Origin of the sequence: Pseudomonas sp. R62, from assembly GCF_000257605.1 — a bacterium.
Classification (GTDB): domain Bacteria; phylum Pseudomonadota; class Gammaproteobacteria; order Pseudomonadales; family Pseudomonadaceae; genus Aquipseudomonas; species Aquipseudomonas atacamensis.
The window spans coordinates 3,690,585-3,700,994 of record NZ_JH635998.1 but is presented as its reverse complement, the minus strand read 5'-3'; the positions used below and the strand labels follow the sequence as shown (position 1 = coordinate 3,700,994).

The following is a 10,410-nucleotide window of genomic DNA, read 5'->3' as shown; positions in this document are numbered from 1 at the left end:
GATGATTTTCACCAGCGTACCCGGCACCGGCAGGCCCACCGTGCCCAGGCGCGACTGATCGCCGTAAGGGTTGGTGCAGGCCACTGGCGAGGTTTCGGTCAGGCCGTAGCCTTCGGTGATACGGCAACCGGTCATCTGCTCCCAGCGCTCGGCGGTGGCCTTGACCAGCGCGGTGCCGCCGGAGTTGGTCAGCTTCAGACTGGAGAAATCCAGGGTCTTGAAGTCAGGGTGATCCATCAGCGCGACGAACAAGGTGTTCAAACCCAGCAGCGCCGAGAAGCGCCAGTTCTTCAGTTCCTTGATGAAGCCGGCAATGTCGCGCGGATTGGAGATCAGTACGTTGTGATTGCCCGAGACCATCATGCACATGCAATTCGCGGTGAAAGCATAGATGTGGTACAGCGGCAGCGGCGCGATCATCACCTCCTGGCCTTCGCGCAACAGCGGCTGACCGTCCGGGCCGAGCTGAGCCAGACAGGCGCGCACCTGCTGCATGTTCGCCACCAGATTGCCGTGGGTGAGCATCGCGCCCTTGGCCAGGCCGGTGGTGCCGCCGGTGTATTGCAGCACGGCGATGTCATCGAGGCCGACGTTCAGCGGTTTGATGCCCAGGCCGCGGCCCATGCGCAGCGCGCTTTTGAACGAGGTCGCTTGCGGCAGCGAATACTCGGGAACCAGTTTCTTCACTTTGCTGACCACGGTGTTGACCAGCCAGCCTTTGGCGGTGGGCATCAGGTCGCCCATCTTCGCTTCGATCAAATATTGGATGTCGGTGTCGGGCAGCACTTCCTGGACTTTCTGTCCGAACAGATTCAGGTAGACCAGTGCGCGTGCACCGGAATCCTTGAACTGGTGGCGCATTTCCCGTGGCGTGTACAGCGGGTTGGTATTGACCACGATCAGCCCGGCGCGCAGCGCGCCGAACACGGCAATCGGATAATGCAGAACGTTGGGCATCTGCACCGCAATGCGATCCCCCGGCACCAGATCGGTATGGGCCTGCAGGTAACCGGCGAACGCCGCGCTCTGGCGCTCGAGTTCAGCGTAGGTCAGGGTGATGCCCATGCTGCTGAACGCCGGGCGGTCAGCGAATTTCTTGCAGGAACGCTCAAACACTTCAATGACCGACTTGAACTCGCCCATGTCGATGTCCAGCGGTACGCCGGCCGGGCGTTTGTCATTCCAGAAATCAGGTTGCATTGTTCTTGTCCTCTTTACCTGAGCCGATCCGGGAGCCGCTTTCTGTCGTTTCTGCTTCGTCCATGGAAGGCGAAAAGCACAAAGCGGAGCTTCACGGACACTAGCAGCTATGGCCATTGAGGCAAATATGACGCAAGCCCTCATTAATCCCGTGAATCTTCCTGCCGTGGCGTGAGCTGATCAGACGCGCTATACACTGTGGCGATGCTGAGCAAAGGAATCGCCATGACCCACGACACCTTCTGGCTGGACGCGAGTGACCGCAGCCGCCTGTACGTCAACCGCTGGCTGCCGGCCACGCCATTGAAAGCGGTGATTCTGCTGGCCCATGGCATGGCCGAACACAGCGCTCGCTACGCGCGGCTCGCTGACACGTTTTGCGACAAAGACTATGGCGTCTACGCGCCGGATCTGCGCGGCCATGGCCGCACCGCCGACAACGGCACCCTCGGCCATTTCGCCGATGACGACGGTTGGCGCAAGGTCGTCGGCGACCTGGCCAGCCTCAACCAGCATATCGGCCAGCAACATCCCGGCGTGCCGATCATCCTGCTCGGCCACAGCATGGGCAGCTACATCGCCCAAGGCTATTTGTTGCACCACAGTGCCAGTCTGCACGGGGCGATTCTCAGTGGCTCGAATTACCAGCCAGTGGCGCTGTATCGCGCCGCCCGGCAGATTGCCCGGCTGGAAAAACTGCGTCAGGGCGGCAAGGGCCGCAGTGCGTTGATCGAGTGGCTGTCGTTCGGCTCGTTCAACAATAAATTCAAACCGGTGCGCACCCGTTTCGACTGGCTGAGCCGCGATCCGGCCGAAGTCGACAAGTACGCCGCCGACCCGTTGTGCGGCTTTCGCTGCACCAATCAGCTGTGGATCGACCTGCTCGGCGGCTTGCAGCAAATCAGCAAAGCGTCCAATCTCGCGCAGATCGATCCGGGCCTGCCGTTGCTGGTGATTGGCGGCGAATGTGATCCGGTGAGCGAGGGCAAGCGTCTGACAGATCTGGCCAATGCCTTGCGCAGGGCCGGCAGCCAGCATCTGCAACTGAAGATCTACCCGCAGGCCCGGCACGAATTGTTCAATGAAAGCAATCGCGACGAAGTGACTACCGATGTGCTCGCCTGGATCGACCAGGCCCTGAGCCACCGGCGCCCACAGCGCAGCGAATAATTTTTTGTGGATTGACTGAAATCCGTCACAGGAATCGAGACCGATGACCCAGGTTACCAACATCCCTTACGAAGCCCTTGAAGTCGGCCAGACCGCCAGCTACAGCAAGACTGTCGAAGAGCGCGACATTCAGCTGTTCGCCGCGATGTCGGGCGACCACAACCCGGTGCACCTGGACGCCGAGTTTGCCGCCGCCAGCATGTTCAAGGAGCGCATCGCCCACGGCATGTTCAGCGGTGCGCTGATCAGTGCCGCCGTTGCCTGCGAATTGCCTGGGCCGGGCACTATCTATATCGGTCAGCAGATGAGCTTTCAGAAGCCGGTGAAGATCGGCGACACGTTGACGGTGCGCCTGGAGATTCTGGAGAAACTGCCGAAATTCCGCGTGCGCATTGCCACTCGCGTATTCAATCAGCGTGATGAGTTGGTAGTGGATGGCGAGGCCGAAATTCTCGCACCGCGCAAACAGCAGACGGTGACGTTGCCGACATTGCCGGCGATCAGTATTGGCTGATGATTGGGAAGTGTCAGGTAGATTGCTACCCCCTCACCCCAGCCCTCTCCCCCAAGGGGGCGAGGGGAAAAGGGAGCTGATCTGCATCGGATTCAAATCCTGCGCTCGGCGCGGGCGATCTTCAAGACCTTCCAGAACCAGAGTTCAACTCAGATCGCTCAAGTCGGCGTAACTCCGGCATTCACCTCGGTCAGTCCCCTCTCCCTCCGGGAGAGGGCTAGGGTGAGGGGCTTTTCCTGCGGGCACAAAAAAACGCCAGACAAGCTGGCGTTTTTTATCAGCTGACTAACTCTTACGAGTTGGCACGAGCCTGGTTACGCAGGGCTTTCACCTGGTCGTGGTTGCGTTGTACGCCGTGGTACTGACGCTCAACCAGATCCTTGATGCCAACCAGATTGTGCTTGTTGATCTTCTCGATCGCTTCACGATAAGCCTTCAGCGCATGGTCTTCACCGCGCTCGGCTTCGTTCAGCACAGCCTCTTCGTCTTTACCGGTGAACATGGATTTGACGTCGACCCAGCGACGGTGCAGATCACCGGCAACGCTGGTCGAAGTTTCCGGATCACCGCCCAGCGAACGTACCTGAGCCTGCAGCTCGGCTGCTGCGGTGGCGCAATCGGCGGAGCGCTGCACGAACAGAGTTTTCAGTTCTGGGTGCTTGATGTCTTCGGCGCAAGTCTTGAACCCTTCCTGACCGTCCTTGCAGGTTTCAATCAGGTCGTTGAGTACAGAAATGGCTTCTTTATTCATGTCGGTCATTTTTCAATTCCTTGCGATGGGTTGAAGATGCAAGGGATATTGCAGTGTGCGTGCCAGCTTCGCTTAAGGTAAAAATATCTTTTTTTTCAGTGACTTAAGAAAGATTGAACCATCTGTATGCTGGTTTTTTGCATGATCTGTCATTTGGCCTGCATGCAGAATGCCTGTATTTTCCGGGCTGTCATGTGAATCGATGAAGCGTGCTGATGAATCCGGAAAAACTCGAACTGCTGATCACCCGCGAGATGCCCTTCGGCAAATACAAAGGGCGGATCATTGCCGACTTGCCTGGCCCTTATCTGAACTGGTTCGCCCGTGAAGGCTTTCCCCACGGTGAACTCGGTGGCCTATTGGCGTTGATGCAGGAGATCGACCACAACGGCCTGTCCGACCTGCTCGAGCCGCTGCGCGCCAAACACGGCAAACCCGCCCCGCGCCACTGACGCGCCCTTCCCTCTTGAGCCTTGCCGACCATGCCTGACAACACCCGCCGCGCCCGTGACGAGGCCTTCTGGCAAACCTTTGCCGACCGATACGATGTGCAGCCCGGCCCGGTCAACCTGGAAAACGGTTACTTCGGGCGCATGTCGCGCACAGTGATCGAGGAATACCAGCGCAACATCGAGCTGATCAACACCAGTAACTCGATTTATGCACGCCAGCGCTTTGAACAGCACGACAACCTCGAAATCCGCGCGCAACTGGCCGAACTGATTGGCGTCCGCGCGCAAAGCGTGGCGCTGACGCGCAATGCCACCGAAGGCCTGCAATCGCTGATCCGCAATTACAATCGCCTGCAACCGGGCGATCAGGTGCTGATCTGTGATCTTGAGTACGACACGGTCAAAGGCGCCATGCGCTGGCTGGCGCAACAGCGTGGCGTTGAGGTCATCGAGATTACCCACCACCATCCCGCCAGTTTCGACAGCCTGCTGGAAAGCTACCGCGAAGCTTTTACCCGCCACCCGAAGCTCAAACTGATGGCGCTGACCCATGTCACCCATCGCACCGGTCTGGTCATGCCGGTGCAGGCCATCGCCGCACTGGCCAAAGAGCACGGCGTCGACATCATCCTCGACGGTGCCCACGCCCTCGGCCAGATTGAATTTGACCTGCAAGCGTTGGGCATCGCTTTCGCCGGTTACAACCTGCACAAATGGATCGGCGCACCGCTGACCCTTGGCTTCATCTATATCGCCCCGCAGCGTCTGGCTGATATCGATCCGGACATGGGCGAGATGCATTACCCGATTACCGATATCCGCGCGCGCACCTCGTACAGCACGCCGAACATCCCGGCGCTGATGACTTTGCCGCTGGTGTTCGAAGAGCACGACGCGCTCGGCGGCGCCGCAGCCAAAAGCCCTCGCCTGAATTACCTGCGCAACCTGTGGGTCAGCGCCGTGCGCCACCTGCCGGGCATCGAAGTGCTGACGCCTGACGACCCGCAACTGTATTGCGGGATCACCGCGCTGCGCTTCACCCGGCATACCGATCAACAGGCCATGGCCGAGCGTCTGCTCAACGAATTCAACCTGTTCACCGTGGTGCGCACCGGCGCCGCGTGCGGGCCGTGCATTCGCATCACCCCGGGGCTGACCACCACGGCTGGCGAGATGGAGCAGTTGGTCCACGCATTGAACCAGCTGCGCTAGAACGGCACACCGGAGTTTTTTTCGTAGCCTTCAAGACCCAACTGCGCCGACACGGCGAAGGTGTCGATGCCGAGGGTCTGGCAGGCGAAGGCGCCGTCTTCAAGATCGGCGCCGGCGATCGGCTGCAATACCAACTGCAAGGCGTCCTCGGCGGCAGCTTCACAGCCGCAGCGGCCTGGGAGGTGCAAGGTGCCGGCCCAGGCCTCGTGGTGAGCTTGGGCTCCTGCTTCGTCGCCGGGAATGAATACGTTCAGCTTCAGGCAAGCAGCCCCGTGCGCAGGTCGATCCGGATAGACACTGGTGAAGCGGACGATGCCATGGCTATCAGTCAATTGACTGCCGCCCAGGCTGGTGTCGCCATCGACACGCTGTTGAATGCGCACCAGCGCGCCGATGACCGGCTCGCTGGTCATCGCATCGACCAGCGACAGACGCAGGATCAGCGGCAGGCCTTGGACACCCTGGCTGATATTGCGCACTTGGGAATCGGCTGCGGGGCGGCCGAGGGGAAGTTGCTTCGGTTGATAACGGGATTGTGGTGTAAGGGTCAGAGACTGACGGTCGTCCATGAGGCGTTCTCTCTTCCATAAGATGGACGCAGATTAACCCCGTGAAAAAGCCAGCGTGCAGTAACTATGTATCGCGGCATGTACCGGCAGTTTTTTCAGCGCAAAAAAAAGGTGCGCCGACCAAGCGCACCATAAAGCCGTAAAGCACACAACGAGGTGTAGGGGTAAAGATCAGTCCAGCAGCGCCAGGGCTTCGGCAGTGCATTCCTGAATGCGCGCCCAGTCGCCGTTTTTGATCCACTCCGGATCAAGCATCCAGCTACCGCCCACGCACATGACGTTTTTCAGCGCCATGTAGCTCTTGATATTGGCCGGGCCGACGCCGCCAGTCGGGCAGAATTTCACTTCGCCGAACGGGCCGCCGAGCGCCTTGATTGCCGCCACGCCACCGCTGACTTCCGCCGGGAACAGCTTGAAGCGGCGATAGCCCAGACCGTAGCCTTCCATGATCCCCGAGGCGTTGCTGATGCCCGGCAACAGCGGAATCGGGCTGTCGACGCTGGCCTCGAGCAGGTCACGAGTGATGCCCGGGGTGACGATGAATTGCGAGCCGGCCGCTTCCGCCGCTGCGAGCATGTTGCGGTCGAGCACGGTGCCGGCACCGGTCATCAGTTCCGGGCGCTGTTCGCGCAGGATCTGAATGGCCTTGAGGCCGAACTGCGAACGCAGGGTCACTTCCAGCGCAGTCAGGCCACCGGCGGCGAGGGCGTCGGCCAGTGGCAGCACGTCCTGTTCGCGGGCGATGGTGATCACTGGCAGGATCCGCGCCTTGGCGCAGAGACTGTCGATCAGGGCAACTTTGTCCGCCATGGAAACGGTCGGGGATGGGGTTGTCATAGCGGCTGTTCCTTGGCTCATGGGCACCAGTAAATCTCTAACGTAGGTTGCAGAAACGCGCGCACCGGCATGGCCGCAACGTCATCGGATGCCAGCGCGGCATTCAGGGTGGTCAGTTTCGATTGACCGGAAATCGACAGAATCTTGTGCCGGGCCGAGGCCAGCAGCGCGCGGCTCATGGTCAGGCGCTGACGTGGCACGCTGGGCGCCAGCATCGGCCAGCAACGGCGCGTGCCATCGGCTTGCAGGGCTTCGCCGAGGTTCGGGCTGTCGGGGAACAGCGACGCGGTGTGACCGTCATCGCCCATGCCCAATACCAGCACGTCGATCGGCGGCAGTTCGCCGAGCAGACGATCGGCCTGTTCCGCAGCCTGCTCGACGTTGGCCGCCGCGCTGTAGAGGCTGAGGAACTGCGCCTTGGCTGCCGGGCCTTTGAGCAGATACTGCTTGAGCAGGCCGGCATTGCTGTCGGCATGTTCAACCGGTACCCAGCGTTCGTCGGCCAGGGTCACGACGACCTTCGACCAGTCCAGCTCCTGCTTGGCCAGGTGCTGGAAGAACGCTACCGGGCTGCGCCCGCCGGACACCACCAGCACCGCGTTGCCGCGTGCAGCAATGGCGTCGCTCAGTTGCTTGGCAACGTTCAGCGCCAGGCCTTCGGCGAGCAGCACCGGGCTGTTGAATTCGCGGGCAGTCACGCCCGTCGGCAGTTGCACATCAGATATCGCCATACCACGACCTCCCGTCCCGCGTGATCAAAGCAATGGAGCTCATCGGCCCCCACGACCCGGCCGCATACGGCTTGGGCGCGTCGCCGGATTTCTTCCACCCGGCGATCAGCTGGTCACACCACTTCCACGCGGCTTCGATTTCATCTTTACGGACAAACAGGTTCTGATTGCCGTTCATCACTTCCAGCAACAACCGCTCATAGGCATCGGGGATCCGCGCGCTACGCCAGGTGTCGGAGAAATTCAGTTGCAGAGGGCCGCTGCGCAGTTGCATGCCCTTGTCCAGGCCCTGCTCTTTGGTCATCACGCGCAAGGAAATGCCTTCGTCCGGTTGCAGGCGGATGATCAGTTTGTTGCTGATCTGCAGACGCTGCTCCGGGGCGAAAATGTAGTGCGACGGTTCCTTGAAGTGGATGACGATCTGCGACAGCTTCTGCGGCATGCGCTTGCCGGTACGCAGGTAGAACGGCACGCCGGCCCAGCGCCAGTTGCGGATGTCGGCACGCAGGGCGACGAAGGTTTCGGTGTCGCTCTGGGTGTTGGAATTCGGTTCTTCGAGGTAACCCGGAACGGATTTGCCCTCGCTGTGGCCGGCGATGTACTGGCCGCGCACCACTTGTGTGGTCAGGCCTTCCGGACTGATCGGCGCGAGCGCCTTGAGCACTTTCACTTTCTCGTCACGGATGCTGTCGGCGGACAGGTCGGCCGGCGGATCCATGGCAATCAGGCAGAGCAGCTGCAACAGGTGATTCTGGATCATGTCGCGCAGCTGGCCGGCTTTGTCGAAATAGCCCCAACGGCCTTCGATGCCGACCTTCTCGGCCACGGTGATTTCCACGTGGGAGATGTAATTCTGGTTCCACTGGGTTTCGAACAGGCTGTTGGCGAAACGCAGGGCGATCAGGTTCTGAACGGTCTCTTTGCCCAGATAGTGGTCGATGCGGTAGGTGCGGTCTTCCGGGAAAAACTGCGCGACGGCGTCGTTGACCTTGCGCGACGACTCCAGGTCAGAGCCGATCGGTTTTTCCAGCACCACGCGAGTGTTCTCGGCCAGACCGACTTTCTCGAGGTTCTCGCAGATCGCGCCGTACACCGCCGCCGGAGTGGCGAAGTAGGCAATCATGCGCTGGCTGCTGCCGGCCAGTTCCGCCAGCGCCACGTAATCCTCAGCCTTGAGGAAGTCGACGTGCAGGTAGGTCAGGCGCGCGAGAAAGCGCTCGGCTACGGTTTCGTTCAGCTCTTTGCCGACGTAACGGCGCAATTCGGCGGCGATGAACGCCATGTGCTGCTGCTCGCTGCCGGGCTCACGGGCCAGCGCGATGATGCGCGTGTCCTCGTGCAGCAGGTCGGCACCGTCAAGGTGATACAGGGCAGGAAACAGCTTGCGCAGGGCAAGATCGCCAAGCGCGCCGAACAAGGCAAAGGTGCACGGTTCAACCGTAATGGAAGGCATGATGTTTGTTCTTTTATCAAGTTAAGCTACAAATACCTTTTTTCAAGGCATCACTCAAGGGAAAATGTAGTAATAACCACAACATTTTCGCAGAATACTCAATCCGAGTGGTGGTCGCCCGGACGCATCAGTAGGATAGGCCACCGTCACGGGCCATATCAAAGGCCCAATTTGCATAGCCCGACGCAACTCTGCGTCGGTGAATCAGGAATTCCATATGGACCGCGTGCGAAATTTACTGGAACAGATCCAGAGTCGCCTTGAAGAGCTGAACAAGGCCGAACGTAAGGTCGCCGAGGTGATCCTGCTCAACCCGCAGCAGGCCACCCGCTTCAGCATCGCCGCCCTCGCCCAGGCCGCCTCGGTGAGCGAGCCGACGGTCAACCGTTTCTGCCGCTCGTTCGGTGTCAGCGGCTACCCCGAACTCAAGCTGCAATTGGCGCAGAGCCTGGCCAGTGGCGCGGCATATGTCAGCCGCGCGGTCGAGGCTGACGACAATCCCGAGGCGTACACGCAGAAGATTTTCGGCAGCGCCATCGCCTCGCTGGACAGTGCTTGCCAGGCACTCGACCCGAACCTGATCAGCCGCGCCGTCGACCTGTTGATCCAGGCCCGGCAGATCCACTTCTTCGGCCTCGGCGCCTCTGCCCCGGTGGCGCTGGATGCGCAGCACAAGTTCTTCCGCTTCAACCTTGCGGTCACCGCGCATGCCGATGTGCTGATGCAGCGAATGATTGCTTCGGTGGCGCACACCGGTGAGCTGTTCGTGATCATTTCCTACACCGGGCGTACCCGCGAGCTGGTGGAAGTGGCGCGGATTGCCCGCGAGAACGGTGCTTCGGTGTTGGGCCTGACGGCGGAGAATTCACCGCTGGCCAAGGCCAGTACCTTGAGCCTGAATATTCCGTTGCCGGAAGACACCGACATTTACATGCCGATGACGTCGCGGATCATTCAGTTGACCGTGCTGGATGTGCTGGCGACGGGGATGACCTTGCGCCGTGGCGTGGATTTCCAGCCGCATCTGCGCAAGATCAAAGAGAGCTTGAATGCCAGCCGGTATCCGGTTGGGGACGAATTCAACTAAAGATCAAAAGCCCCCTCACCCCAGCCCTCTCCCGGAGGGAGAGGGAGCCGACCGAGGTGTCTTGCGCGGTACATCGACCTGAAATATCCAGTCGATTATAGATTCAGAACTGCACTTTCACGTCGGCGTAATTCTTGAGCATCCCCCATTCGGTCCCCTCTCCCTCTGGGAGAGGGCTAGGGTGAGGGTATCGGTGTACTTGACGCACTAAGCCGCCGCCCACGCCTGCAAACTCAAATGCGCCTTCTCGCCCGGCGCCAGGTGCAGGCTGTCGGTGCCGCCCGCCGCTGCTTCTACGCAAACGAATTCCGATACCTCGTCCCAGCTCACCCCCAGCAGCGGCCGCGCGCCGGGATGCCAGACGACGGTGTCGCCGCTGTCACCGGTATCGATGCACAACTCGCGCTGCCAGGCGTGATCCTTGAGCTGCAATT

11 protein-coding genes and 1 pseudogene are annotated in these 10,410 nt (G+C 60.5%); 5 read left to right on the top strand and 7 right to left on the bottom strand.

Annotated elements, in window-relative coordinates; translation table 11 throughout:
• Nucleotides 1-1,200, bottom strand: a 1,200-nt coding sequence (locus tag OQK_RS17640; RefSeq protein WP_016773544.1) for an AMP-binding protein, incomplete at its 3' end; no start/stop codon positions are given.
• 225 nt (nt 1,201-1,425) lie between these two features.
• Between OQK_RS17640 and OQK_RS17635 the strand changes: the two genes are divergently transcribed.
• Both OQK_RS17635 and OQK_RS17630 read left to right on the top strand, forming a co-directional pair.
• The gene (locus OQK_RS17635) at nt 1,426-2,370 is read left to right on the top strand and encodes an alpha/beta hydrolase (RefSeq protein ID WP_016773543.1); all 945 of its coding nucleotides are present in this window, start codon (nt 1,426-1,428) and stop codon (nt 2,368-2,370) included.
• Between the two features lie 43 nt (nt 2,371-2,413).
• Nucleotides 2,414-2,884, top strand: a complete 471-nt coding sequence (locus OQK_RS17630; RefSeq protein ID WP_003227420.1) for a MaoC family dehydratase — start codon at nt 2,414-2,416, stop codon at nt 2,882-2,884.
• 292 nt (nt 2,885-3,176) lie between these two features.
• On the opposite strand, the gene OQK_RS17625 is transcribed toward OQK_RS17630, so the two are convergent.
• Entirely contained in the window at nt 3,177-3,644 is a 468-nt protein-coding gene (locus tag OQK_RS17625; protein ID WP_016773542.1) for a ferritin-like domain-containing protein, read from the bottom strand.
• A gap of 206 nt (nt 3,645-3,850) precedes the next feature.
• On the opposite strand from OQK_RS17625, the gene OQK_RS17620 reads away from it, so the two are divergent.
• A complete protein-coding gene (locus tag OQK_RS17620) occupies nt 3,851-4,087 on the top strand; it encodes a DUF3820 family protein (RefSeq protein ID WP_003227425.1) in 237 nt (78 codons plus the stop codon).
• Nucleotides 4,088-4,117: 30 nt separating this feature from the next.
• On the top strand, nt 4,118-5,299 hold the full coding sequence (locus OQK_RS17615; RefSeq protein WP_016773541.1) for an aminotransferase class V-fold PLP-dependent enzyme: 1,182 nt from the start codon (nt 4,118-4,120) through the stop codon (nt 5,297-5,299).
• On the opposite strand, the gene OQK_RS17610 is transcribed toward OQK_RS17615, so the two are convergent.
• The 4 genes from OQK_RS17610 to zwf all read right to left on the bottom strand — a co-directional run bounded on the left by OQK_RS17610 (nt 5,296) and on the right by zwf (nt 8,889).
• Nucleotides 5,296-5,868 carry a hypothetical protein gene (locus OQK_RS17610; RefSeq protein WP_016773540.1) on the bottom strand — a complete coding sequence of 191 codons (573 nt, stop codon included), beginning with the start codon at nt 5,866-5,868 and terminating at the stop codon, nt 5,296-5,298. The genes OQK_RS17615 and OQK_RS17610 overlap by 4 nt on opposite strands.
• A 171-nt stretch (nt 5,869-6,039) precedes the next feature.
• Nucleotides 6,040-6,705 carry a bifunctional 4-hydroxy-2-oxoglutarate aldolase/2-dehydro-3-deoxy-phosphogluconate aldolase gene (locus OQK_RS17605; protein ID WP_016773539.1) on the bottom strand — a complete coding sequence of 222 codons (666 nt, stop codon included), beginning with the start codon at nt 6,703-6,705 and terminating at the stop codon, nt 6,040-6,042.
• A gap of 17 nt (nt 6,706-6,722) precedes the next feature.
• Nucleotides 6,723-7,436: a 6-phosphogluconolactonase gene (pgl, locus tag OQK_RS17600; RefSeq protein WP_016773538.1), complete on the bottom strand. Its 714-nt coding sequence runs from the start codon at nt 7,434-7,436 to the stop codon at nt 6,723-6,725.
• On the bottom strand, nt 7,423-8,889 hold the full coding sequence (gene zwf / locus OQK_RS17595; protein WP_016773537.1) for a glucose-6-phosphate dehydrogenase: 1,467 nt from the start codon (nt 8,887-8,889) through the stop codon (nt 7,423-7,425). Before zwf ends, pgl begins: the two co-directional genes overlap by 14 nt.
• Before the next feature lie 226 nt (nt 8,890-9,115).
• On the opposite strand from zwf, the gene OQK_RS17590 reads away from it, so the two are divergent.
• A complete protein-coding gene (locus tag OQK_RS17590; protein WP_169842436.1) occupies nt 9,116-9,976 on the top strand; it encodes a MurR/RpiR family transcriptional regulator in 861 nt (286 codons plus the stop codon).
• 207 nt (nt 9,977-10,183) lie between these two features.
• On the opposite strand, the pseudogene OQK_RS17585 reads toward OQK_RS17590, so the two are convergent.
• Nucleotides 10,184-10,410: pseudogene (locus tag OQK_RS17585) on the bottom strand (D-hexose-6-phosphate mutarotase); the annotation flags it as partial.

What these genes read in the sequence shown, in the direction of transcription:
- OQK_RS17625 (WP_016773542.1), bottom strand. Translation starts at nt 3,644, where the DNA reads ATGACCGACATGAATAAAGAAGCCATTTCTGTACTCAACGACCTGATT.
- pgl (WP_016773538.1), bottom strand. Translation starts at nt 7,436, where the DNA reads ATGGCGATATCTGATGTGCAACTGCCGACGGGCGTGACTGCCCGCGAA.
- zwf (WP_016773537.1), bottom strand. Translation starts at nt 8,889, where the DNA reads ATGCCTTCCATTACGGTTGAACCGTGCACCTTTGCCTTGTTCGGCGCG.
- OQK_RS17615 (WP_016773541.1), top strand. Translation starts at nt 4,118, where the DNA reads ATGCCTGACAACACCCGCCGCGCCCGTGACGAGGCCTTCTGGCAAACC.
- OQK_RS17635 (WP_016773543.1), top strand. Translation starts at nt 1,426, where the DNA reads ATGACCCACGACACCTTCTGGCTGGACGCGAGTGACCGCAGCCGCCTG.
- OQK_RS17605 (WP_016773539.1), bottom strand. Translation starts at nt 6,705, where the DNA reads ATGACAACCCCATCCCCGACCGTTTCCATGGCGGACAAAGTTGCCCTG.
- OQK_RS17610 (WP_016773540.1), bottom strand. Translation starts at nt 5,868, where the DNA reads ATGGACGACCGTCAGTCTCTGACCCTTACACCACAATCCCGTTATCAA.
- OQK_RS17630 (WP_003227420.1), top strand. Translation starts at nt 2,414, where the DNA reads ATGACCCAGGTTACCAACATCCCTTACGAAGCCCTTGAAGTCGGCCAG.
- OQK_RS17620 (WP_003227425.1), top strand. Translation starts at nt 3,851, where the DNA reads ATGAATCCGGAAAAACTCGAACTGCTGATCACCCGCGAGATGCCCTTC.